Annotated in this window: 23 protein-coding genes; 19 read left to right on the forward strand and 4 right to left on the reverse strand. The window is 42.4% G+C overall.

Going from position 1 to position 23,139, the window contains the following annotated elements; genetic code table 11:
• Nucleotides 1-42: 42 nt before the first annotated feature.
• The 16 genes from ABC357_RS05030 (at nucleotide 43) to ABC357_RS05105 (ending at nucleotide 17,919) form a co-directional block, all read left to right on the forward strand.
• Complete coding sequence (locus ABC357_RS05030; RefSeq protein ID WP_412886450.1) at nucleotides 43-1,275, forward strand: GNAT family N-acetyltransferase; 1,233 nt, start codon at nucleotides 43-45, stop codon at nucleotides 1,273-1,275.
• A gap of 535 nt (nucleotides 1,276-1,810) precedes the next feature.
• Nucleotides 1,811-2,473: an SGNH/GDSL hydrolase family protein gene (locus ABC357_RS05035; RefSeq protein ID WP_412886451.1), complete on the forward strand. Its 663-nt coding sequence runs from the start codon at nucleotides 1,811-1,813 to the stop codon at nucleotides 2,471-2,473.
• 319 nt (nucleotides 2,474-2,792) lie between these two features.
• On the forward strand, nucleotides 2,793-3,656 hold the full coding sequence (locus tag ABC357_RS05040) for a sugar phosphate isomerase/epimerase family protein (protein ID WP_412886452.1): 864 nt from the start codon (nucleotides 2,793-2,795) through the stop codon (nucleotides 3,654-3,656).
• Nucleotides 3,657-3,659: 3 nt separating this feature from the next.
• Complete coding sequence (locus ABC357_RS05045) at nucleotides 3,660-4,724, forward strand: Gfo/Idh/MocA family protein (protein WP_412886453.1); 1,065 nt, start codon at nucleotides 3,660-3,662, stop codon at nucleotides 4,722-4,724.
• A 15-nt stretch (nucleotides 4,725-4,739) separates the two neighbouring features.
• Complete coding sequence (locus ABC357_RS05050) at nucleotides 4,740-5,756, forward strand: NAD-dependent epimerase/dehydratase family protein (RefSeq protein ID WP_412886454.1); 1,017 nt, start codon at nucleotides 4,740-4,742, stop codon at nucleotides 5,754-5,756.
• A 1-nt stretch (nucleotide 5,757) separates the two neighbouring features.
• Entirely contained in the window at nucleotides 5,758-6,828 is a 1,071-nt protein-coding gene (locus ABC357_RS05055; protein ID WP_412886455.1) for a dihydrodipicolinate synthase family protein, read from the forward strand.
• Nucleotides 6,816-7,703, forward strand: coding sequence for a Gfo/Idh/MocA family oxidoreductase (locus tag ABC357_RS05060; protein ID WP_412886456.1), 888 nt, complete (start codon nucleotides 6,816-6,818; stop codon nucleotides 7,701-7,703). Before ABC357_RS05055 ends, ABC357_RS05060 begins: the two co-directional genes overlap by 13 nt.
• 91 nt (nucleotides 7,704-7,794) lie before the next feature.
• Nucleotides 7,795-9,069: a sugar ABC transporter substrate-binding protein gene (locus ABC357_RS05065; RefSeq protein ID WP_412886457.1), complete on the forward strand. Its 1,275-nt coding sequence runs from the start codon at nucleotides 7,795-7,797 to the stop codon at nucleotides 9,067-9,069.
• Between the two features lie 136 nt (nucleotides 9,070-9,205).
• Entirely contained in the window at nucleotides 9,206-10,156 is a 951-nt protein-coding gene (locus tag ABC357_RS05070) for a carbohydrate ABC transporter permease (protein ID WP_412886458.1), read from the forward strand.
• Between the two features lie 11 nt (nucleotides 10,157-10,167).
• Nucleotides 10,168-10,986 carry a carbohydrate ABC transporter permease gene (locus ABC357_RS05075; RefSeq protein ID WP_412886459.1) on the forward strand — a complete coding sequence of 273 codons (819 nt, stop codon included), beginning with the start codon at nucleotides 10,168-10,170 and terminating at the stop codon, nucleotides 10,984-10,986.
• Between the two features lie 28 nt (nucleotides 10,987-11,014).
• Nucleotides 11,015-12,433 (forward strand): extracellular solute-binding protein, encoded by a 1,419-nt coding sequence (locus ABC357_RS05080; RefSeq protein WP_412886460.1) that lies wholly within the window; start codon nucleotides 11,015-11,017, stop codon nucleotides 12,431-12,433.
• A 14-nt stretch (nucleotides 12,434-12,447) separates the two neighbouring features.
• Nucleotides 12,448-13,437 carry a zinc-dependent alcohol dehydrogenase gene (locus ABC357_RS05085; RefSeq protein ID WP_412886461.1) on the forward strand — a complete coding sequence of 330 codons (990 nt, stop codon included), beginning with the start codon at nucleotides 12,448-12,450 and terminating at the stop codon, nucleotides 13,435-13,437.
• Between the two features lie 17 nt (nucleotides 13,438-13,454).
• Nucleotides 13,455-14,513 carry a Gfo/Idh/MocA family protein gene (locus tag ABC357_RS05090; RefSeq protein WP_412886462.1) on the forward strand — a complete coding sequence of 353 codons (1,059 nt, stop codon included), beginning with the start codon at nucleotides 13,455-13,457 and terminating at the stop codon, nucleotides 14,511-14,513.
• A 12-nt stretch (nucleotides 14,514-14,525) separates the two neighbouring features.
• A complete protein-coding gene (locus tag ABC357_RS05095) occupies nucleotides 14,526-15,251 on the forward strand; it encodes a hypothetical protein (RefSeq protein ID WP_412886463.1) in 726 nt (241 codons plus the stop codon).
• Nucleotides 15,247-16,233 carry a Gfo/Idh/MocA family protein gene (locus ABC357_RS05100; RefSeq protein WP_412888579.1) on the forward strand — a complete coding sequence of 329 codons (987 nt, stop codon included), beginning with the start codon at nucleotides 15,247-15,249 and terminating at the stop codon, nucleotides 16,231-16,233. The genes ABC357_RS05095 and ABC357_RS05100 overlap by 5 nt, the downstream gene beginning before the upstream one ends.
• A 138-nt stretch (nucleotides 16,234-16,371) precedes the next feature.
• Nucleotides 16,372-17,919 carry an FAD-dependent oxidoreductase gene (locus ABC357_RS05105; protein WP_412886464.1) on the forward strand — a complete coding sequence of 516 codons (1,548 nt, stop codon included), beginning with the start codon at nucleotides 16,372-16,374 and terminating at the stop codon, nucleotides 17,917-17,919.
• Between the two features lie 60 nt (nucleotides 17,920-17,979).
• On the opposite strand, the gene ABC357_RS05110 is transcribed toward ABC357_RS05105, so the two are convergent.
• The 3 genes from ABC357_RS05110 to ABC357_RS05120 all read right to left on the reverse strand — a co-directional run bounded on the left by ABC357_RS05110 (nucleotide 17,980) and on the right by ABC357_RS05120 (nucleotide 20,269).
• Nucleotides 17,980-18,933: a GNAT family N-acetyltransferase gene (locus tag ABC357_RS05110; protein ID WP_412886465.1), complete on the reverse strand. Its 954-nt coding sequence runs from the start codon at nucleotides 18,931-18,933 to the stop codon at nucleotides 17,980-17,982.
• Nucleotides 18,934-19,075: 142 nt separating this feature from the next.
• Nucleotides 19,076-19,288 (reverse strand): CDGSH iron-sulfur domain-containing protein, encoded by a 213-nt coding sequence (locus ABC357_RS05115; protein WP_412886466.1) that lies wholly within the window; start codon nucleotides 19,286-19,288, stop codon nucleotides 19,076-19,078.
• An 81-nt stretch (nucleotides 19,289-19,369) separates the two neighbouring features.
• Entirely contained in the window at nucleotides 19,370-20,269 is a 900-nt protein-coding gene (locus ABC357_RS05120) for an alpha/beta hydrolase (protein ID WP_412886467.1), read from the reverse strand.
• A gap of 81 nt (nucleotides 20,270-20,350) precedes the next feature.
• Here ABC357_RS05120 and ABC357_RS05125 point away from each other — a divergent pair, with 81 nt between their 5' ends.
• On the forward strand, nucleotides 20,351-20,602 hold the full coding sequence (locus ABC357_RS05125; protein WP_412886468.1) for a YqkE family protein: 252 nt from the start codon (nucleotides 20,351-20,353) through the stop codon (nucleotides 20,600-20,602).
• 209 nt (nucleotides 20,603-20,811) lie between these two features.
• On the opposite strand, the gene ABC357_RS05130 is transcribed toward ABC357_RS05125, so the two are convergent.
• The gene (locus tag ABC357_RS05130) at nucleotides 20,812-21,240 is read right to left on the reverse strand and encodes an Rrf2 family transcriptional regulator (protein ID WP_412886469.1); all 429 of its coding nucleotides are present in this window, start codon (nucleotides 21,238-21,240) and stop codon (nucleotides 20,812-20,814) included.
• Between the two features lie 253 nt (nucleotides 21,241-21,493).
• Between ABC357_RS05130 and ABC357_RS05135 the strand changes: the two genes are divergently transcribed.
• Both ABC357_RS05135 and ABC357_RS05140 read left to right on the forward strand, forming a co-directional pair.
• The gene (locus tag ABC357_RS05135) at nucleotides 21,494-22,552 is read left to right on the forward strand and encodes an LLM class flavin-dependent oxidoreductase (protein WP_412886470.1); all 1,059 of its coding nucleotides are present in this window, start codon (nucleotides 21,494-21,496) and stop codon (nucleotides 22,550-22,552) included.
• A 12-nt stretch (nucleotides 22,553-22,564) separates the two neighbouring features.
• The gene (locus ABC357_RS05140) at nucleotides 22,565-23,131 is read left to right on the forward strand and encodes an NADPH-dependent FMN reductase (RefSeq protein ID WP_412886471.1); all 567 of its coding nucleotides are present in this window, start codon (nucleotides 22,565-22,567) and stop codon (nucleotides 23,129-23,131) included.
• The last annotated feature ends 8 nt before the right edge of the window (nucleotides 23,132-23,139 follow it).

Genomic DNA, 23,139 nt, shown 5'->3' on the forward strand with positions numbered 1-23,139 from the left:
CTTTCCTTGAAAAAGGGAAGCCAAAATTAGGAGGAAATGAAGATGAGTACGAAGCATCAGAAAAAGATAACGATGCGACCAATTAAAGAAGAAGAGGTAGACCAGTTTTCCGATTTAATGAAGTATGTATTCCAGGTTTCAAAAAAAATGATTGATGATGAACGGACAATGATCAAGAAGAAAAGCCATCAATTGAAACCGGGAACGGCCCTTGGCTGGTTTGATGGAGATCAGTTGATTTCCCAAATTGTAACCTTGCCATTTCAAGTCAATATCCATGGACAAATGTATGATATGGGCGGAGTGACCGGCGTTGGGACGTACCCCGAGTATGCCAACCACGGATTGCTGCATAAATTAATGAAGGAAAGCCTAAAGAATATGAGAGAGTCAGGGCAATATATTTCTTATCTTTATCCGTATTCAATTCCTTATTACCGAAAAAAAGGCTGGGAGATTATTTCCGATATCGTGGAATACAAAATAAAGGATACCCAGTTCACCACATATAAGCACGTATCCGGCTGGGTAGAAAGGGTGGATATGCACCATAGTGATATTAAAGAGGTCTATGATATGTTTGCCCGCCGGACAAATGGTGCGATGATCCGAAATGAAATTGCATGGAATGAAAAATTCCGTGAGGATTTCTGGGAAGAAAAATTCTATGAAGATGAAGTGGATATGCAGAGTGCCATTTTCTACAATGATGATGGGCAAGCAGAGGGTTATATGTATTACCGCATCATGGATGAAACCTTTTATATAGATGAAATCATTTATTTAAATGATGAAGCAAGGCGTGGGCTATGGAATTTTATATCCGCCCATATCTCGATGGTTTATTATGTGCACGGCAAAACATGCGTGCATGAGCCGATTGCTTTTCTTCTGGAAGATGGTGAAATCAAGCAAACGATCTCTCCATATTTCATGGGAAGAATTGTCGATGTAGAAGGCTTCTTGAGCAAGTTCCCATTCAAGGAAACGAAAAATAAGCAGATTGTGATGTCTGTTGAAGATCCGCTTCTTGAGTGGAATAGTGGAACCTTTACATTGAGATGGGATGAAAATGGAAACCTTACGATCATGTGGAGTGGAGATGGAGGACAAGGCGTCCATTTATCCATCCAAACATTGACAACGATGATGCTGAGCTATAAACGGCCGAAATTCCTAAGCACGATCAGACGATTGACAGGGAATGAAGAAATGATCGCCTTGCTTGAAGAACTGATTCCGGATTCCGACCCGTGTTTCTTTGATTATTATTAATAGATCAGCAGTTAACAATAGCCGTTTCTCAAAAGAGGGATGGCTATTTTCCTGTTTAGAAAATGAAAAAGAGTGGATAGCAGATTCTATTTTTATCATCCAGCTGCAAGCGCCATCCCCTCGAGGTCTTAAGCCAATCTCTGTTAAAGGCAACCCCAGCCTTTAAGCAGAGCCCGCCTTAAGCTGGTCGGGGATAACCGGCGCTTTCCGCTTTTGGTTCATCCAGCTGCAAGCGCCATCCCCTCGAGGTCTTAAGCCAATCTCTGTTAAAGGCAACCCCAGCCTTTAAGCAGAGCCCGCCTTAAGCTGGTCGGGGATAACCGGCGCTTTCCGCTTTTGGTTCATCCAGCTGCAAGCGCCATCCCCTCGAGGTCTTAAGCCAATCTCTGTTAAAGGCAAACCCCAGCCTTAGGGCCAGTTCATATGTGGGTAAACGGTCCCAGAAGCATGTGTTTCATATTTTTGGATAATCATGGGAAGGAAATTCAGCTCGAACCGCCAATTAATTAGTAAGTCGGCTCAAAGGGAGATGATGATGATTCAGTCAGTATGGTTAAATAAGAAATGGGTTACACTGGGCGACTCTATCACATGGCAGGATGGGCATCCATATCCGGAAACCACAAAGATAGCAAGAGGATATCAAACGGTTATACGGGAACAACTAGGGTTTTCTGAAGTGCTGAATAAAGGGATTTCAGGAAGGCCGATGGCCAATGGCACAAAAAATGGACCTGGAACCAATGCAACAGGTAAAACAATAGAGTATACAAACTTTGATTTAGTCACAATTGCTGCAGGAACAAATGACTTTAGATTGGATGTGCCTATTGGACATGAACAGCAAGGAGAGGCTGATACAAACACGTTTCAAGGCGCATACCATGATTTAATGCAGTATATTCTAGATAAAAATCCCGGTATCAGAATTGTTTTGTTTACACCTCTTCAGAGAAATAAGGCTTTTTATGATGTCAATTATGTCAATCAAGCAGGCTATACATTAAAAAACTATGTACAAACAATAAAAGAAATAGGGGATCAGTATAGTGTTCCTGTGTGTGATATGTATGGGAACAGTGGTTTTACAGAAAAAACAATGAGAGAATTCACAATCGATGGCCTTCATCCGAATGCAAGAGGATATGAAAGGATGGGGAATTATGGAGCTGCCTTTTTACAGTCGATAGGCTGTTGATGTAAAGAGGCAGCTTGCTCTCCCGCCCTGTTAAATAACATATAATTCAAACAGGAAAATGGACCGCACTGTAAATTAGGCGGTCCATTTTCCTGTTTTTTAAAAGAACATAAGGAGTATTGGTTCTTTGTTGGTTCATAAATCCTACATAAATGAGAGTAAAATTGCATGCAATGTATAAAAATTAAACAAAAGTATGAGTTGAACTAGGAAAATGGAGTTAATTTTAAAAATATTCAAAAAATAATTGTAATTTTTTTGAAGAAAAGCTAGTATTATATAAACCAGATATGAACCAAAGAGGAGGGGGGAGGCCAGGATGAAATTAGGAGTAAGTTCTTACAGTCTGCATCAAGCTATGCTTAAAAAAGAAATGACATTTTTGGAGTCAATCTCATGGGTTAAAGAGAATGGCGGAGATCATTTTGAAGTGGTTCCTATTCATTTTGACTTAGTTGAGCAGCCTGAATTAATCCCGTCTATAAGATCAAAAGCGGCAAGTGAAGCAATTGAACTATCTAATTATGCAATTGGAGCCAATTTTATTCAGCCCACTGAATCAGCATATAAAGAGGAAATCAATCGAGTAAAAAAGCATGTGGAAGCAGTAAAAGAGCTGGGGATCCATCATATGAGGCATGATGTGGCATCAAGGCCAATTCGTGATACGCATATTCAACAATATTATGAAGATTTGCCCCTGCTGGTCAGGGCCTGCCAGGAAGTAGCGGATTATGCTAAGCAATTCGGCATCACAACAAGTGTGGAGAATCACGGGTATTACTTGCAGGCCAGTGATCGGGTCCAGCTCCTAGTTCAGCTAGTCAATAGAGAAAATTTTAAAACAACCCTTGATATAGGCAACTTTCTATGTGTGGATGAAAATCCTGTGCATGCGGTGATGAACAATCTTCCATTTGCCTCATTTATCCATATAAAAGACTTTTATTATCGTAAAACAAATGCGGAAATGGGGGAGGGCTGGTTTCAATCTAAAAGTGGCCATTCATTAATGGGAGCGATTGCAGGAGCTGGAGATATGGATATGGCTGCAATCATGGGCTTGATTAAACAATCAAATTATGTGGGCGCTCTTTCGTTGGAATTTGAAGGCATAGAGGATTGCATGCTTGGAGTCACGGAAGGCCTCAAACATATTCGACGGATATGGAATCAGGTGTAGCATATGGGAGAAGAACAAGTAAGGATTGGCATAATAGGAGCCGGTTCCATATCAGATATCCACATTAGGGGTTATCAGGAGGATAAGAGATCGAAGGTAATGGCCATTTGCGATCAGAATATCGGAAGAGCAAGGGAAAAGGCGCAAACATATGGGGTTCCCCATTGGTATCAAAGCCATAAAGACATACTGGCCCGTAAAGATATAGATGCAATCGTTATTTGTACATACAACGCCACACATGCTCAAATAGCGGTTGATGCATTAGAAAGCCAAAAGCATGTCTTTGTGGAAAAACCTTTATGCATATCTTATGAAGAAGCTAAACAAATAGAGTCGGCTGCAAAGAAAAGCGGAAAACAACTTCAGGTAGGCTTTGTCAGAAGATTTGATTCAAAGGTAGAAAAGATAAAGGAAATCATTGATTGCGGCGGTATTGGAGACATATATTACGCCAAAATGACCGCTCTGCGGAGATTGGGGAATCCAGGCGGATGGTTTGCGGATAAAGAAAAATCCGGTGGAGGGCCAATAATAGATGTCGGAATCCATTTGCTGGATTTATGCATATACCTTATGGGATCCCCTAAGGTTAAGACAGTTAGAGGTGCCACATATAATAAGCTTGGCAACAGACATCATATAAAAAATGTATCTTATTATACAGCAGCCGATTACACACACCATACAAATACGGTTGAAGATCTGGCCGCAGCTCTGATTCGATTTGAGAATGGTGCCTGTTTACTTATGGAAACCAGTTATACATTGCATGCAAGCAAGGATGAAACGTCATGTACACTATTTGGGGATAAAGGAGGGGTGGAAGTAGAGCCGGAGTTTATTATCTCAACCGATCGGAATAACCTCATTCTGAATGCTTATCCACAGATTGATAATGGACATTCAAATCTACTGACTGCCTATACGAAGCAAATTGAAGGATTCATAGAATGCTGTATATCAGGAAGTGATCCCAGGCATTCTGCCAGTGATAGCCTGTTACTCATGAAAATAATTAGCGCTATCTATGAATCGGCGGAAACAGGCAGGGAAATATTCTTTTGAAATAAGGAGGAAGATATGAAAACGATAGAAGAATTGGAAGATTTGCTGTCGAAACCATCCGAAATGCTCATTGAAGATATGAAAAAATTGGATGGTGACCTGTTGATTTTAGGCATAGGAGGAAAGATGGGCCCGACTCTCGGAAAAATGGCGAAAAGGGCAATAGATGAAGCGAAAGTATCCAAAAGAGTAATAGGCGTATCCCGGTTCTCCGACGAAAGAGTGCGTGCAGACCTGGAAGCATCAGGGATAGAAACCATTCGTGCAGACTTATTGAACGAAGAAGAATTAAAGCAGCTGCCAAAGGTTAAAAACATTATTTTTATGGCCGGCAAAAAATTTGGAACAAAGGATCATGAACATTTTACATGGGCAATGAATACATATTTGCCGGGAAGGGTGGCAGAATGCTTTAAACATTCAAGAATAGTGGCTTTTTCATCCGGAAATGTGTATCCGCTTACATCGTTGAAGGGCGAAGAATGTAGTGAAGAATTTCAAGTGAATCCGATCGGCGAATATGCCCAGTCCTGCCTGGGGAGAGAAAGGATCATGACCTATTTTTCACAAATGAATAATACCCCGCTTTTATTGTTCAGGTTGAACTATGCGATCGATTTACGGTATGGAGTGGTTTTAGAGATTGCTAAAAAAGTATACAGCGGGCAGGAAATCGATTTGAAAATGGGGGCAGTAAATGTTATATGGCAAGGCGATGCAAATGAATATGCACTTCGCTCGCTATTGCATTGCAGCACGCCGCCGAAAGTGCTGAATATAACCGGACCCGAAAAAATATCAGTCCGTTGGCTGGCGAACGAGTTCGGGAAGAGATTCAATAAAGAAGCCCGCTTTACTTCTGAAGAAGAAATGACTGCCTTATTGAATAATGCATCCCAAGCCCACCAATTATTTGGATATCCCCGGGTTACTCTAAAGGATATGATTGATTGGACTGCTGGCTGGGTGAGTCATGAAGGTTCAGTATATGAAAAACCGACACATTTCCAGGAAAGGCAAGGGGCTTTTTAATATGATGGATCTTCTGGAAAAGAAATTGTTGAAAGAAGGCACTGTCATACCGGCCCATCCTCTGGCATTGACAGAACAGAGAGGGTTGGACGAACAATCCCAAAGGGCGCTGACAAGGTATTACATGGATGCAGGAGCCGGCGGCATTGCAGTAGGCGTCCATACGACACAATTTGAAATTAGAGACCCTACCTTTCAGCTGTTCGAAAAAGTCCTGGAGTTAGCGATGGAAGAAGTAGAAAATGCCCGTTTGCAAAGACCGTTCATAAAGGTGGCCGGTATATGCGGACCGGTTGAGCAAGCCGTCAAAGAGGCGGCATTTGCCGAAAGCATTGGTTATTCGATGGGACTTCTCAATATGGGGCATCTGGACAGCTATTCAGAAGAAGAATTGTTGGAGCGGGCGAGGGCAGTGGCGGATATTCTTCCTGTGTTCGGGTTTTACCTTCAGCCTGCCGTTGGAGGAAGAACATTAAGCTGCCATTTTTGGAGAGAATTTTCAAAAATAGAGAATGTGCATGCGATAAAAATAGCTCCTTTCGATCGATATAAGACACTTGAAGTGGTAAGGGCCGTATGCCAATCGCCAAGGAGGGATGAGATAGCCCTCTACACAGGGAATGACGATGCGATCATTCAGGATCTATTTTCCGTTTATAGGGTCAATGTTGATGGGGACTGGATTGAAAAAAGGATAGTTGGCGGATTGCTAGGGCATTGGGCAGTCTGGACAAAGAAGGCAGTTGAATTGTTCGAGAATGTGAAAGCAGCCAGGTTAAAAAAGTCCATTCCTGTGGAGTGGCTTATGAAAGCAACAGAAATAACCGATGCGAATGCAGTGTTATTTGATTCAAGCAATCATTTTAAGGGCTGTATTGCCGGCATAAATGAAGTGTTGTCACGGCAAGGCCTGCTTCGGGGAAATTGGTGCCTAAATCCCAATGAGAAGCTGAGCCCAGGGCAATCAGAGGCAATCAGTAGGATATACCGGGATTACCCTTATATGAATGACGATCCATTTATCGCAGAAAACTTAGAGCGTTGGAGGAAAGAGACCCCTTGTCCAAAATAGGAATAATCGGAACCGACTCTACACATGCCATTTCTTTTACTGAACAGCTGAATCATACACTCCATCCTTATCACATCCCTGGAGGGACTGTAATCGGCTTTTATCCGTCACGTTCCCCTGCTGGTACCCGACTTCATGAAAGGCAAATGGAAATAGAGGGAAAGCTAGCGAATAAACATGGCGTGAAGCCTATCGATCGTATTCATGACATAGCAGAAATGTGTGACGCCTTTCTAGTATTGACGGTAGATCCATGTGAAAAAAGGGCACAGCTGAAACAACTGCTGACCTATGGAAAGCCTATATTTGCTGATAAACCTATTTCATTATCTGTTGAAGAAGCGAACTGCATTTTTGAAGCAAAAACCCCCATCATGAGTTCTTCAGCCCTGCGGTTTGTAACGCCGTTCGAGGCCTTTAAAAAGACGATGGGCGGAAAGGAGGGAACGATAAGGCTTAACGGTCCCCTAAGCTTTCATGCGGCCGTCCCCGGGTATTTTTGGTACGGAATCCATCTGGCGGAAATGGTAGTGTCTTTAAAGAAGGGATTGCCGGATGAAATGGCTGTTGAGCAGGATGGAAATAGAGAAATTGTGAATTGCTATTATGATCATCAGTTGATAAAAATGATATTTGAAAGCCAAAGTCCTTTTCGGTTGAATATGGATGGATATTCCATGCCGTTAGATGCTGGCAGTGAACCTATATATACAGGTTTGTTGAGGGAAATTATGTCTTTTTTCAAAAGTGGCCAGTCGCCCGTGGCTAATGATGAGACTTTGGATATCATCCGAATGCTGAACAGAATCAATGGATTGAGCGGGGCATATGCCCAGTTTTTAAAAAGAAGATCTCTTGGCGAAAAATTAAACTGAATTTTAAAAAAATAAATTAACGAAATTTGTTAATCTGATTACCGTGAGTTGTATGAACCAGATATGAACCAGTTAAAAGAGGAGGGTTTTCATGAAGAAGAAAAAGAGTTTTTATCTAATTTTGGCCTTGGTATTTTTGTTGCTTTTAACGGCGTGTTCAGATAAGGATGAGAAAACGTCATCTGATGGGGAAGGGAAGAACTTTTCGGGAACCTTAACAGTCTGGACCCATCCCTTTGTTGCATCTGATTTAAAAGATCAACAGACTGCGGTATTTGAAGATATGGCAAAACAGTTTAAAAAGAAATATCCGAAGGCAAAAGTAAAGTTCGAGGAAATTCCATGGGCAAACCGTGAGACAAAAATTTTGACTGCGCTCGCAGCCAATAAAGGGCCTGATGTGTTTTATTTAATACCTGATATGATGGCGCAGTTTGCAAGTAAAAATGTGCTGACGCCCATCACTAAATTAATTGGCAATGATTTTGATAAAGATGATTTTCCTAAGAGCTCATTGGACGCAGTAACCTATGACGGAGAAATGTATGGAGTGCCAATCCTGCATGAAGTACAGTCAATGGTCTACAATACAAAAATTCTAGAAGAGGTGGGCGGAGATAAAAATGCACTTCCACAAACGTGGGAGGAATTCGATAAGCTTGCTGAAAAAGCAGTGGAAAAAGGCTATTTCGCCAGAAACTTTGAAGGTGCAAATACGTTGAATTCCACTCTCTATCCATTGATTTGGCAGGCGGGCGGTGACATTATCGATAAAGACGGCAAGGTAGTGATCAATAATAAAAAAGGCGTAAAAGTATTTGAGATGATTCATGATTGGTATAAAAAAGGCTGGATTCCAAAGGATTCGACAACGGCACTCGATCATTTTACAGGCTTCCTGGAAGGGAAGGCGTTCTCCACCACAGCCACGGGCTTAACATTAAGCACCTTAAAGGAAAGAGGATTTAAGGATTATGTGCTTGGGCCTCCTTTAAAGGGTGAAAAACAATTGACGTTCGGAACGACAGGTATGTTTGTAGTCCCTTCCAACAGCAAACATAAAGAAGTGGCAGCCCAATTAGTCAAGGCAATGACAGATACAGAAGGTTCCAAGGCGTTCAACAAATTGACCAAGTATATACCAGCCCGGAAATCGGCTGCGGATATCTATAATGATGATTCGGAAATGAAGCAAATGACAGAATGGCTGAAGTATACAAAGCCGGGAGTCATACATCCGGTAGCGCGTGAAATCATGCCGAAAGTCCAGGCTGAGCTTCAGGCTATGATGGAGGGAAGCAAGACGCCGAAAGAGGCTGCAGATGCTTCCGCAGAAGCCATACAGGGAGAAATAGATAAACAATAAAGTGAAATCAGACAACGTTGGGTAAAAAGCGAAACGACCATACTAGAAGAAAATAATACAGCTTCCATGGAATCGATTTTGCGAACTAAGCAAAAGCCATAAAGTGGAAGCTTTACTTTTTTAAGAAGGTGAGCGGATGGCGGGAGAAATTAAAATAAATCCGATGCATGCAAATAAAAGGATATCGAATGAAACCCGAAAAGAAAAATTCAAAAGGAACTGGAATAAATACGGTTTAGTCTATATTTTTCTGATACCAATTATCATCCACTTTGCTGTATTTCAACTGTTTCCGATTCTATTTAGTTTTATCCTGACATTCACCAATTGGCCAGTCATTGGTGAGCCGAAATTCATTGGTTTAAAGAACTGGCTGGCACTATTTAAAGATCCGCTGGCATGGAAAGCGCTTTGGAATACAGTTATTTTTTCCCTTTATTATATAGTGCCGACCATGGTCATAGGATTAATCCTTGCTCTCATGATCAATACAGGGAAGAGAGGCACAGGCTTCTTCAAAGGGCTATTCTTTCTGCCTGTCGTCACCTCCTTTGTCGTCATATCAGGAATCTGGGAATGGCTATTCAAAGGAACGGAGTCCGGTTTGATCAATATGCTGCTGTCCGTATTCGGGATAGATCCGCAGCTCTTCTTTTCAAGTTCCAGCCAGGCTATGATTGTGCTGGCGGGGCTGTCAATCTTCAAGGTTTGCGGCAGCACAATGATCTACTATTATGCCGGATTGCAGTCGATGCCGGAAGAGTTATATGAAGCAGCCAGAATCGATGGGGCATCATCTTGGAAAATATTTTGGAAGATTACTTTTCCACTGCTATTGCCCATCCATTTTTATGTTGCGATCATCACAACAATCGGCTCTTTCCAAATTTTTGATTCGGCATTCCTATTGACTGCAGGAGGCCCCAATTATGCCACTACTACTATTGTCTACTATCTGTATCAGGAAGGATTTGTATCGCTAAGGCTTGGATATGCAAGTGTGTTGGCGTATGTCTTGTTCTTCATTATATTCATCATTTCCATCATACAGAAAAAATTTCTGGGCAAGGAAACGACCTATAAATAAGGAGGGAGCAGATGTTAAGGTTATTGAAAGGCAATATAGTTTATATTCCGTTATGTTTCCTTGGTATACTTTTCCTGACCCCATTTCTAATTATGCTGTTGGGATCCATCGTCAATTTGAGATTCCCGATCGGAAATCCTTTCCAGTGGCTGCTGAATGAGGAGGTTTCCATCAAGAATTTCACCTATATTTTCACCAACGCAAGTTATGGAAGGTGGATTCTGAATTCATTGATTATTACAATCATTCCGGTATTTACAAATATGTTCTTTTCGGCGATTCTTGGTTATATTTTTGCAAGAAAGCAATTTCCCTTTAGGGATTCGCTGTTTTGGATAATGATGGCGGTCGTCATGATTCCAAGTCAATTGCTGATTATTCCCCGATATATCATGTTCAGTAATTTTGAATGGATCAATACATATTTGCCGCTGATTGTTCCGGAAATCTGGGGGATTATGGGCGTTTTTTTCGTAAGGCAATATATGATGACTTTGCCAAAGGATTTGGAGGAAGCGGCATATATGGATGGAGCAAATGATTTCACCGTATTTTTTAAGATATATTTACCGCTTTGCGGGCCAGTGATTGCAACCGTCGGAACATTTAGTTTCATTTCCAATTGGAATGACTTATTAACGCCTTTGATATTCACAACGAGTAATGAAATGTACCCGGTGACTGTGGGGCTTGCGTCGCTTTTGACGAAGGAAGGGAATTTTGGGGTTGAGATGGCAGGTTCAGTGCTTTCCTTTATACCGACTTTTTTAATCTTTATCTTTTTCCAGCGGTATTTTGTTAAAGGTATCGCATTGACAGGCACTAAATAGCTATAAGAAGGAGAGGAATCAATAACTGATGAGCGGAAAAAAAAGCAGGGACATCTTTAGGGAACAGCTTCAAACAATGAAAACATCTATAAGAGAACAAATTTTGGAGGGGACATATAAAATTGGCGAATATCTTCCGTCCGAGTTAGTGTTGGCAGAAACGTACGGGCTAAGCAAAAATTCAGTCAGAAAAGGGCTCGAAGATTTGGTTGGAGAGGGTTTAATCGTCAAAAAATCAAGAATTGGAAATCAGGTCATTGCCGTTAAACCCAGTGATCAAATGATCTTAAGAGTTGGATATTATCCGTCACTAATCAATGAAGTGAAATTTAATGATCTCATCTCGCTCTTTGAGTTGGATCATCCAAACATAAAAGTGAAAACAATTGCGTTGCCCTATGAGAATTATCAATTGACTGTCCGTGATTTCTTCTTAAATGACATGATTGATGTAATAACGGTAAACTTTAAGGATTTTTATGAATTCAAGGATATGGGCGAATCATTGTTTGAACCGATGGAATACAATACGGAAATCTACCCTTTCCTGCAAAAATCGTTTGATTTGGAACATACGAAGAAAAAGGTGTTTGTTTGCCCATTTGTATTTTCCCCGATTATTTTTTGCTACAATAAGGCCCATTTTGATAATGGCCATATCCCTTATCCGGATAGCAGCTGGAAATGGGAGGATGCCCTTGGAGCATCAAAGGTACTGATGGAAGAGGATCATGATGATAAAGTGTGCGGACTATATTTCCATCCATTTTCGTTGAATAGATGGCCTATCTTTATGATGCAGAATGGTGTCCGGTTTGAAAAGGGCGAAGATGGAACCATCCAGTTTCCATATGGGGAGTTATTGGAGAGCGCCAACTTTATACGGACGATGTTCGAGGAACAGAATATTCAACAAACATTTTTATCTGATAATAACCGGGACGCAGAGCAACTGTTTGTGGAACATAAGACTTCTATGATAATAGCTTCCTATTTTACGTTGAATGAAATTAGAAAACATTCCATTGAATATGATATTGCGCCTTTGCCTTATTTCCAATATCCAAAGACGCTCCTTTTAATAATAGGGTTTGCGGTCAATAAACATTCCACAAGAAAGCATGCGGCAGAACAGTTCGTTTCCTATATGAATGGAGAGAAGGTACAGGAATACATACGCATCAATACATTAAGCCTGCCAGCAGTGAAAAGGGTCGCTGAGAGGCAGGGGGGCGAACAAGTATATAAACCGTCGAGATTTCAGTTATTCAGAGAGATCATTCCCTCTTTTTGCCTGTATACCGATTTAGGATTAAATTCTACGGAATTGGCGGAAGTCCGCAATGAATTGCGCTTGCATCTGGCGGGGGCCTCCGATAATGACTCCTTTTATGAGAGATTAAACATGAAATTATCACAGCCGGCCAGGATGGAAGAGATAACATAAATGGAGGTGTTTTGATGAAAACGGTAGTCGCACGCCATAAATCGATCCAGCTGATAAATAGAGAAAAGCCAGTGATAAAGCCTTCCTATCTATTGGTCAGGACTATGTATTCGGTCATCAGTCCAGGGACTGAGCTGACAATGGTCAAAATGAGCGAAGAAAAAGCCGTAAAGCTTGGGTACAGTGCATTCGGCATAATTGAAGAGTGCGGAGGTAATACCGCTGGATTTTCTGTCGGGGACCGGGTTGCTTGTTATGGGGCCCCCTATGTAGAGCATTCAGAGTATATACTTGTCCCAAAAACATTATGTGCGAAAGTACCTGATTCCGTAACAGATCTCGAAGCATCTATGGGGGGGATCGGAGCCATCGCCATCCATGCTTTACGGATAGCCAAACTGCAATTTGGGGAAAAAGTTGCGGTTGTGGGATTGGGCATCATCGGGCAAATGATCGCCCAAATAGCAGATGCAGCTGCGTATGATGTATATGCGTTGGATATTATAAAAGATCGTACGGCCATTTTGGAACCAAGAAGAACGATCAAATGCTTCCACAATAGTGAAGAGTTTAGCGGACAACTGGGGAAAGGCGCCGATGCTGTCCTGTTATGCACCGGGGGCGGACATTCGAAATTAACAGCCCAAAGTTTAACGTGGCTGAGGGATAAAGGGAAAATTGTGATTGTCGGCGATATTGAACCTTGTTTCCCTAGAGAAGCGATGTTTGCAAAGGAAGCAGAAGTGATGATTGCCCGTGCCGGGGGGCCGGGACGCTATGATCTTACCTATGAAAGGGAAGCAATCGATTATCCTTTAGGCTTTATTCGGTGGACGGAAGGAAGGAATGTCCATGAATATTTAAGGCTTGTGGAAGAAAAGCGAATTGACGTATCACCATATACAAAAGAAAGGGTTCCGTTGGGATCGATTTCACAAGCGTACAAACGTCTGGAGAACAAGCATTCATCCACACTGACGAATATTATTTCGTTCCAACCATAAAAGGAGGAGATGTTTACATGTTTAAAGTAGGTGTTGTTGGCTTAGGCTCCATTTCTGAATTCCATATAAACGCTTATCAAAAAAATCCGCAGGTGCAGCTCATGGCATTCTGTGATATCAATGAAAAGCGATTAGAGGAGAGAGGGAATGAATATAAAGTTCCTCACAGGTATACGGATTACCGGGATTTGCTTGCAAATAAGGATATAGAAGCAATCAGTATTTGTACATGGAACAACTCACATGCGGAGATAGCGACTGCCGCTTTGCAGGCGGGAAAACATGTATTGATCGAGAAACCAATAAGTGTTGACGTAGAGCAGGCTCTCCAGGTGGAAAAAATAGCAAGGGCTTCAAATAAAGTAGCTCAAATAGGCTTTGTCCGTAGATTTGGCTCCAATGTCCAAATTTTAGATAAATTTATAAAAAATGATGATTTAGGAACCATCTATTATGCTAAAGCTTCCGTTATAAGAAGACTGGGGAATCCAGGCGGGTGGTTTTCTGACAGCAAACGTTCCGGCGGCGGTCCGTTAATTGATTTAGGCGTACACATTGTGGATATATGCTGGTATTTAATGGGTAAACCGAAGCCGGTATCCGTAACAGGAAATACCTATCACCTTCTAGGGAATAGGAGCCATATAGAAAACTTGAGCTTTTATAAGGCGGCAGATTATGATGCCGATATAAATGATGTTGAGGACCTGGCGAACGCAATGATTGTCTTTGAAAATGGATCTTCCTTGCTGTTGGACGTCAGTTATACACTCCATGCAAAAGAAGATGAAATGGCGGTAAAGATCTATGGAGAGAAAGGCGGGGCAGAGGTTGAGCCCGAATTGCTGCTGATTGCTGAAAAACATGACACCATACTGAATATGCAGCCGCAAATTGATTTTAAAGGATTCGACTTTGAATTGGCATTTGAAAAAGAAGTGAACCACTTTATCGAATGTTGTATGACGGGCGACGAAACGATTGCTCCAGTAGAAGACGGCGTGGAAGTACTTAAGATGCTTTCTGCCATTTATCAATCCGCTAAGCTAGGAAAAGAAATCAGGTTTGATAACTAGGGAGGAGAAACAATGAAACTGATCATCTATCAAAATGATAGCAGAAAGGCCATAGATGATTTATATAATGACGGCGTCCATATCACATCCCAGAATATAGGGTCCATTTCCATTGAACCAGCAGATCAATTATATTTTATTTCGGACGATTTGTATCGCAGCCATAAAGCTTTGTTTACAGAGGCGAAACTGAAAGCTATTTCTGTACAGAACTATCTCGTGCAATCTCTGCCGTACCAAGAGAATCTGTCGGTCTTCTATGAATTGGGCGTAATCAGAGAAAGCAGCCAATTCTTTACATTGTTAACGAGAGAAAAGCTCCAAAGCAAGGGAGTCTTTAGAATGAAAAGAAGGGTGAAAAGACTGAATAAAGAAAAAATAGTAGAGGACGTTAGTTTTTTATGCCGATCATTCGGAGCCGTTGAATATGCAGCTGAAAAAAGCGTAGAGCATCCAGGAAGTGGAAAAAAATACGGTATTGCAACGGTTAGGTTCAGTGAAGGTGTTTTAGCACAAATCGAATATGAGAAAACATTCAGTGATGATGAATCGCTAGAGCTGGAATGGTCGGGCCAGCAAAAAATAATTAGTTATTCGACCGAATCCCAAACAAACCATGAGGATAATAACGATGGAAGGCTGTCCTTTTCATTAACTGCGTTAGGGTCCGCAGGCTATCCGTTGACTGCCGGATTGCATGAAGAAATAAAAAAAATAAAGGAGCTACTTTATGATTAGAGTGGGGATAATCAGCTTTGCCCATATGCACGCCTATAGCTACGCCTCGAGTTTGCAAGGCATACAGGGAGTGGAGCTCATCGGTGTTTATGATCAGGATGAGGAAAGGGGAAGAGAAGCAGCGAAGCAATTTTCCACTTCCTATTTTAACGAATTGGGAGACTTTCTAGCGAAGGACTTTGAAGCGGTCATCATCTGCAGTGAAAACGCCTTCCATAAGGAGCATGTCATTCAGGCTGCTGAGGCAGGGAAACATATTTTATGCGAAAAACCCCTATCGACTAGTATGGAAGAAGCCAAAGAAATGATCCAGCAATGCGAGCAGAAGCATGTGTTGTTGCAAACGGCGTTTCCCGTCCGATTCAGCCAGTCTATCACCATGTTAAAAAAACAAATAGATGATGGAGATCTGGGGGATATATTGGCGATCCGTTCTGTCAATCGCGGCCAAAATCCGGGCGGCTGGTTTATTGACAATCATTTATCCGGAGGGGGAGCCATCCTCGACCATACGGTGCACATGATAGACATCATGCGTTGGTTTTTGAATAAAGAAGTGAAAGAGGTATTTGCATTGGTAGGATATCAATATTTTTTAAAGGAAGATATTGATGATGCAGGCTTGCTTATGATCGAGTTCGAAAATGGTACGATTGCATCCCTTGACACTAGTTGGTCCCGGTTTACAGGTTTTCCTTCTTGGGGGGATGCTGCCATTGAAGTCATTGGGACTAAAAAATCAGTGAAAGCTAATGCTTTTGGTTCTGCCGTAAATGTGTATCAGAATTCCGGGGATCGACCACTCGAATACGTTTATACAGGAAATGATATCGACCGGGCATTAATACAAGATTTTATCAGGACAGTGTCTGAACAGAAAGAAGTGCCTTCCATAACAGGATATGATGGCCTCAAGGCTATGGAAGTGGCTCTTGCAGCCTATCAATCCGGTAAAACATCCAAGCCGGTCTTATTAGTATAGGGTGTAACCATAAGCCCTCCGTTTTAGATGCAATTCTGCCGGAAGCAGGCAAGGGCTGGCATCCAGAGGGTTAGATGAAGCGCTGTGGCCTGTCTATAGTTTTTATAAAAAATAATGTCAGAAAGGGAGGTTATAAGAGTGCAGGCAGATGTATTAATTGTTGGGGGAGGATTGGGAGGCTGCGCAGCTGCAATGGCAGTATGCTCAAAAGGCCTTTCGGCAATCTTAATTGAAGAGACAAATTGGATCGGCGGCCAATCTTCCACACAAGCAGTGCCGCCGGACGAACATCCGTGGATCGAGGATTTTGGATGTACGGGCCGTTATCGGGAATACCGCAATAGGATAAGAGGCTACTATACGAGGAATTTTCCTCATATACCATTCGAAAAACCGATCAATCCGGGTAAAGGAATGGTCAGCCTCCTTTGCCATGATCCGAGGGTGTCGGTCAATGTGTTAGAAGAAATGCTATTTCCATATATGATAAGCGGAAAATTGACTCTGCGCCTTGAAACAGAAGTGGAGAAGGTGCAACGGTCTGGAAAACAGGTTATTCATGCCTTTATCAAAAATTTAATGACAGAGCAAAAGGAAACGATTACATTCAAATATATAATCGACGCCACAGACACAGGTGAGATATTGGCATTATCCCAAACCCCGTACATCACTGGTTCTGAATCAAAATCGGAAACAGGGGAACCGCATGCAACTGAAGAGAGTGAACCGTTAAATATTCAGGCGCATACACATGTGCTGGCGATGGAATATCGGCCAGGTGAAGAACATATTATCCCTGAACCCGACATGTATGCATTTTGGAAGGAATATAAAATAGATTTTTGGCCGGACAAAATGCTCAGTTTCTTTAGTCCCCATCCGATAACACTACAAAAAAGGCAGTATGAGCTTTTTTCCCATCCAGAATTTTTCCCACTTTGGAATTACAGAAGAATTTTTGCAGCTGAACAATTCAATATAGCGGATGCCGGCGATATTTCATTGCTGAATTGGCCGCAGAATGATTATGTCCTTGGAAATGTATATGATGTAACAAGTGAAGAAAAAAAGAAGCATTTGCACCAAGCGAAGCAGTTGAGTTTATCCCTTTTTTATTGGCTGCAGACGGAAGCGCCGCGGCCGGATGGAGGTTTCGGCTATCCTGGATTAGCTTTGAGAGGAGATGTATTGGGAACGGCGGATGGTTTGGCCAAAGGAATCTATATAAGGGAATCCAGAAGAATAAGGGCGCATTATACCATTACAGAAATGGACGTATCCCCTGAATGCCATGAAGGGAAGACAGGTAAAAGGTATAGGGATTCAGTGGGGGTCGGTTCATACAGCATCGATCTCCATCCTAGTTTGAACGGAAGGAATTACTTGGACATCCCCGCCCTTCCCTTCCATATTCCGCTAGGGGCATTATTGCCCAAAGATACAGGAAATCTATTGGCGGGGAGCAAAAATTTAGGCACCACACATATTACAAATGGATGCTACCGATTACATCCGGTCGAGTGGAACATTGGGGAGGCAAGCGGAGCCCTTTCTGCATTTTGCATTCTGAATGATAAGACGCCATTGGAAGTCTGGGAGAATGATAAGGTTTTAACGGATTTTCAAGAACAAATCAGGAAGGATGGGATCGAAATACAATGGCCAAGCGACTTTTATCAATAGGCTGTATGTAAAAACAGCGCAGAATAAAGGGAGAGCAGAATAGAAAAACCTATTCTGCTCTTAGTTTTTTTGGAACAAATCATATTCTTTCCAAACCGCATAGCCGAGCTTTTGATAAAATGCGATTAAATTGGTCCAGTCGATAATGATTCTTGATATGCCTCGCTGACGCAAAAACCATATGCCGCTTTCTACAATGGCCAAGCCGTATCCATGGCCTCTTTCTGCGGGATCAATTCCAAGTGGGCCTATGCCCCCGATGCCTTCATCGCTGAATAAGGCGGACCAATTGATATTTTGGGCAATATAAGGAAATGGACAATCATTAATCCGGCAGAAACCAATGATTCGATTTTCTTTTTTTAATAGAACAAATTCCCGTCCGCTGCCGCCTTTTTCAAAGTACTTCATCGTTTCATATGCCCATCTTCCAGGGAAGCAGCGATGTAAAAAGTGCAGGAACGGTTCTTTGTCAACTGGCTGGAGGAGGCAAACTTCAGCTCCTGCAATTTCGGGCTTAACCGATTTATCTGCAGATGTATACTGGCGCATTAGGTCGGCTACCCGCTCTTTTTTCGTGTAGCCTTTCAGGAGGAACCACCTTTCCGTTTCCTGATAGTGTGCAGGAATTCCAGGGAAGTAGTGAAAGGGGTCGCTCCCTAAAAAGATCCGTTTTATATCCATTCTGCTGAATATCTCTTCTGCACTCGACAGCAGCGAGCTGCCCACCCCTTTATTCCGTACCTCCGTATCGACAAGCAATACTTGAATGAAGGCGCTTTCTGGTTCGATATCATGCATCAGATCCTCTTTCCACATCTTTGACACAATGAAGCCCACTACTTTATTGGCATCATTTAGTGCTAAAAGAGTGCCTTCATTCAATATATTTTTATCCAGCATACTGTTCTGGATAAGCAATTCTCTGGTGATGGGAAAGTCCTTGCCTATTTCCTTGTTCCACAACGAAATGATTTCTTCTATTCTATCTTCTTGCCAGGGGATGATTTTCATAAAAGAACTCCTTATAGGATGGAATTATATGTAATAGTATAAACGAAGCAGTATGCTTTGATAAGGAAAAAAATAGATGCAAAGTAAAAAAGGAAAGAAAGCAAAAGCGCTCTTCCTTTCCTTTTGGATGAGAAGAATATCGTTATTCTCCTTCGGCAGGTACTGCACGCTCGACGGAGTTAAATCCTTCCCTGTGTGAGCCGTCGCAATATGGTTTCCGTGAAGATTTACCGCAGCGGCAAAGAGATACAGTTTCTTTGGTAGGAAAGATATTGCCATCAACATCGATCACTTCAAATTCTCCAGTGACGCGCAGCGATCCGTTATCTAGCACTTTAATTTGAACTTTTGACATGTTACATGCCCCCCTCTTTCATTGTTACTAGTTCATCGTAAGCTTGCTGGGGCTGATTTTCAATAAAAAATAGCAAATAATTCAGATACTTTCAAGAAAGGATGCTATTGTTTTCTTATAGGCTTCAGGATTTTCGTTGTATGATTGCGCGTGGCCTCCATTCGGGGCAATCCATATTTGTTTCTTGCCGGGCTTAGCCTCGAATAATTCCTTTGACATGGTTGCCGGTATGTAGGCATCCTGCTCACTATGGATGAATAATACAGGATGTTCGATATTCCGTACGGCCAGAAGCGGGGAAACATCCTTGAACTGATAGCCATCGCGCCATTTCAAAAAGGCATCGCCGAGTGGAAGCATTAGCCATGAGGGCAATGGGGTCTCTTCTTTCAGACGGTATGCAACCTGTCCTTTGAATGTGGAAAAAGGGCAGTCTGCCACATAAAATGCCGCATCATCCTGAATGGTTCCGCCATATAACAAGGCAGTTGCAGCCCCCATGCTTTCTCCGTGGATGCCGAAGCAGACATCCTGTCCGTATCGTTTTTTTAATTCATCTACAACGGCCTTAAGGTCCATTTTTTCATAATAGCCATAGCTGCTTGATTGGCCTCCGGAACCGCCATGGCGGCGATGGTCATATAAGATTGCATTGTAGCCGTGATCTAAAAAAACAGTCATGTATTTAATCGAATTGAATTTATTTTCAGTAATGCCATGGCAAAAAATCACCCATTTGTCTGTTGGATGAGGAGAAATAAATAGACAATCCAATCTGTATCCAAGGGGAGAAGCAATCGCTACTTTTTCTTTCGGCAGCGCATCGAAATCCTCGGGATTCCATCGATTCGCTTTGATCTCACGTTCCCTGATGGTTAGTTCATCTTTTCTTTTCATGAACATTAATATATTGGTAAAGTAGAAGCCGAGCGCTGCTAAAATGGATAGAAGGGCTATAAGCGGCAGAATGAACTTTTTCATGCATGAACGCCTCCATATTCTGTATTACGGAGTATTGTATCATGTTATAATAAGACAATGAAGAACGAGGAGGTACCAGCAATGAAAAAGAATCGATCACGCCAATCCCAGGCTTCAGCGCCAAAAGAGGAGAAGATGACCCTTTCCTCCATGTTGGACCAGGATTTGGTCAATCAATTAAAAAATAAACAAAGAGAATTGATGGATGAAGAGCTGAAGAAGAAGGAAGCTGCTGAACAAAAACGGAAAGAAGAGCGCAGAAAAGCGGAAAAGAATAAATCGTTCGCTGAATTGCTTAGTGAAGACAAGCAGGATTGGCATAACTTTAAATAAATAGTATGAGGAGCATATGTGTATGCCCCTCGGATTGTTGGCAAAAGAGATCGGAGGAAAGCGGAATCGATCTCTTTTGCGGTTAAAGGAATACATAGAGAGACGGTTTTTATACATTGGGACATATAGGTGTGCAACCTCAACTAAATCCGTGATGTGTGCGGTTTAGAACCCTACAAGCTCCCCAATGCCTGTATGTAGAGAAAGCATTACTTTTCTTTTTTTGTCCCCTGGCAATGTCTTTTTTTGCTGTGCTCCGCAATGCTTTGAATGGTTCGTCCGGCCAATTCTTTTTTCATGTTGCCTTCCGCCTCGATCATCACACGCTCAATTAAACATTCACTTTCGTCATGGTCAAACGCACAGTTGAACAACACCGATTGACCCTCCACAGCTTCAATGACATCCAAAAATGAAATGTCATGCGCATGGCGTGAAATACTGTAGCCGCCTTTTGCCCCTGGCACTGATTCTATCAATCCTGCCTTTACCAGCTTCGTCAAAATTTTCGACAGATACGTAGGAGATAAATGTTGCATGGACGCCAGCTGTTCAACGCTCACTGACTGGCCTTTTGGTTCCATCGTTAAATGCACCATCGTGTGGAGCGCATAATTAGTTGCCTTTGAATATTTCATTGATGCACCTCAAACTGAAAATGATTAGAGACTATTAATGTCTGCAATTGATTGTAACGCAAGCTGCCTATAGCCGCAAATTTTCGCTGCCTTTTTATAAATGGCACGTTATTTCGCCTATATGTGGATGCTTTTTTGCGGAATGAAACAGAATAGGCATATCATTTGATATTTTATCAGTTTATTAGTAAATTGATATTAACGAGCATTAACGTTCATTGAGTCATATACATAGAGAAAAGAGGTTATATGAATGGAACAATATCGTTTGCATCCGGAAAACGGAATGGAAATCGGTTTATATTCAATAGGCGACCATCTGCTGGATCCGTTGACAGGGAGCAAGATAAGCGAGCAGCAACGCATACAGGAACTGATCGAAGCCGCTAAACTGGCGGAGGACGCAGGGCTCGATATGTTCGCTGTCGGAGAGAGCCATCAGCCTAAATTCGTGACATCGGCACATACTGTCGTTTTAGGGGCGATCGCACAGGCTACCGAAAAGATAAAGATTGCCAGCTCAGCTACTGTCTTAAGTACTGCTGACCCTGTTCGTGTTTATGAAGAGTTTGCGACATTGGACTTGATTTCAAACGGCCGCGCTGAAATAGTGGCCGGGCGCGGTTCCCGCCTTGGGGCCTACGAACTGTTCGGTTATGATGTCCGCGACTATGAAGAGCTGTTTGAGGAAAAATTGGAGCTGCTTCTGCAATTGAATGAGGAGCGGAGAATCAATTGGAGCGGGCAATTCCGCCCTGCATTAAAGAATGCCTATGTATTTCCGCAGCCGCTGACTGGCAACCTGCCAATTTGGCGCGCAGTAGGGGGGCCGCCCGCGAGCGCCATCAAGGCAGGGCGCACAGGCATTCCAATGATGCTGACGACTCTCGGAGGGCCGGCAATAGCATTTAAAACGTCTGTTGATATGTATCGTCAGACAGCGGAGGATTACGGCCATGATTCATCTGCTCTGCCGATCACGACGACAAGCCTATTTTACACAGCGGAAGATACCCAAACGGCGATGAGGGAATATTACCCGTATATCAATAATACAATGCTGCAGCTGAAAGGCGGCGGTTATCCGAAAGACCAGTTTGCAGAAGCAAAGAGCGAACGCAATGCCTTAATGGTAGGCAGTCCGCAGCAGATCATTGAAAAGATGCTGTATCAATATGAATTATATGGCCACCAGCGTTTTCTGGCAGAGATCGATGCCGGAGGAGTGCCTTTCAATCAAATTATGAAAAATATCGAATTGCTGGCAACGGATATTATCCCGGCTGTCAAAAAAGCGACAGCGAAGCAATAGGAGGGATGCAAAATGAAAATCATCGGCATTTCCGGCTCCATCGTCGGGACGAAAACAAAAATTGCCATGGAATATGCATTGGAGCGTATGCGTGAAAAGCATCCCGATGCGGAAGTGGAACTGATCGATTTAGGTGAATACCAGGTTGGCTACAGTGACGGTCGTAATTATATGGATTATGAAGGAGATACTAAATACGTGGCGGAAACGGTCATGTCGGCTGATGCATTGCTTATCGGAACTCCGACATTCCAAGCATCCATCCCCGGAGTTTTGAAGAATGTGTTCGATTTATTGCCTGTGAATGCATTCAGGGACAAAGTGGCGGGCATTATCGCAACAGCCGGGACACCGAAGCATTTCCTCATGGCTGAGCAACAATTGAAGCCCATTCTGGTCTATATGAAGGCGACGATCGTGCCGACCTATGTATTTATTGAAGAGCAGGACTATCATCGCGGAAAAATTGTCAATGATGATGTCGTATTTCGCTTGGATAGGCTGGTGGACGATACAGCCGATCTGGTGAATGCCATGAGAATAGTCAAGCAGGCAAAAGAAGAGGCATATGATTTTTAAACGTAAAA

The organism is Bacillus kalamii, assembly GCF_047238185.1.
Taxonomy (GTDB): Bacteria; Bacillota; Bacilli; order Bacillales; family DSM-1321; genus Bacillus_AD.

What these genes read in the sequence shown, in the direction of transcription:
- ABC357_RS05030 (WP_412886450.1), top strand. Translation starts at nt 43, where the DNA reads ATGAGTACGAAGCATCAGAAAAAGATAACGATGCGACCAATTAAAGAA.
- ABC357_RS05035 (WP_412886451.1), top strand. Translation starts at nt 1,811, where the DNA reads ATGATTCAGTCAGTATGGTTAAATAAGAAATGGGTTACACTGGGCGAC.
- ABC357_RS05040 (WP_412886452.1), top strand. Translation starts at nt 2,793, where the DNA reads ATGAAATTAGGAGTAAGTTCTTACAGTCTGCATCAAGCTATGCTTAAA.
- ABC357_RS05045 (WP_412886453.1), top strand. Translation starts at nt 3,660, where the DNA reads ATGGGAGAAGAACAAGTAAGGATTGGCATAATAGGAGCCGGTTCCATA.
- ABC357_RS05050 (WP_412886454.1), top strand. Translation starts at nt 4,740, where the DNA reads ATGAAAACGATAGAAGAATTGGAAGATTTGCTGTCGAAACCATCCGAA.
- ABC357_RS05055 (WP_412886455.1), top strand. Translation starts at nt 5,758, where the DNA reads ATGATGGATCTTCTGGAAAAGAAATTGTTGAAAGAAGGCACTGTCATA.
- ABC357_RS05065 (WP_412886457.1), top strand. Translation starts at nt 7,795, where the DNA reads ATGAAGAAGAAAAAGAGTTTTTATCTAATTTTGGCCTTGGTATTTTTG.
- ABC357_RS05070 (WP_412886458.1), top strand. Translation starts at nt 9,206, where the DNA reads ATGGCGGGAGAAATTAAAATAAATCCGATGCATGCAAATAAAAGGATA.
- ABC357_RS05075 (WP_412886459.1), top strand. Translation starts at nt 10,168, where the DNA reads ATGTTAAGGTTATTGAAAGGCAATATAGTTTATATTCCGTTATGTTTC.
- ABC357_RS05080 (WP_412886460.1), top strand. Translation starts at nt 11,015, where the DNA reads ATGAGCGGAAAAAAAAGCAGGGACATCTTTAGGGAACAGCTTCAAACA.
- ABC357_RS05085 (WP_412886461.1), top strand. Translation starts at nt 12,448, where the DNA reads ATGAAAACGGTAGTCGCACGCCATAAATCGATCCAGCTGATAAATAGA.
- ABC357_RS05090 (WP_412886462.1), top strand. Translation starts at nt 13,455, where the DNA reads ATGTTTAAAGTAGGTGTTGTTGGCTTAGGCTCCATTTCTGAATTCCAT.
- ABC357_RS05095 (WP_412886463.1), top strand. Translation starts at nt 14,526, where the DNA reads ATGAAACTGATCATCTATCAAAATGATAGCAGAAAGGCCATAGATGAT.
- ABC357_RS05110 (WP_412886465.1), bottom strand. Translation starts at nt 18,933, where the DNA reads ATGAAAATCATCCCCTGGCAAGAAGATAGAATAGAAGAAATCATTTCG.
- ABC357_RS05115 (WP_412886466.1), bottom strand. Translation starts at nt 19,288, where the DNA reads ATGTCAAAAGTTCAAATTAAAGTGCTAGATAACGGATCGCTGCGCGTC.
- ABC357_RS05120 (WP_412886467.1), bottom strand. Translation starts at nt 20,269, where the DNA reads ATGAAAAAGTTCATTCTGCCGCTTATAGCCCTTCTATCCATTTTAGCA.
- ABC357_RS05125 (WP_412886468.1), top strand. Translation starts at nt 20,351, where the DNA reads ATGAAAAAGAATCGATCACGCCAATCCCAGGCTTCAGCGCCAAAAGAG.
- ABC357_RS05130 (WP_412886469.1), bottom strand. Translation starts at nt 21,240, where the DNA reads ATGAAATATTCAAAGGCAACTAATTATGCGCTCCACACGATGGTGCAT.
- ABC357_RS05135 (WP_412886470.1), top strand. Translation starts at nt 21,494, where the DNA reads ATGGAACAATATCGTTTGCATCCGGAAAACGGAATGGAAATCGGTTTA.
- ABC357_RS05140 (WP_412886471.1), top strand. Translation starts at nt 22,565, where the DNA reads ATGAAAATCATCGGCATTTCCGGCTCCATCGTCGGGACGAAAACAAAA.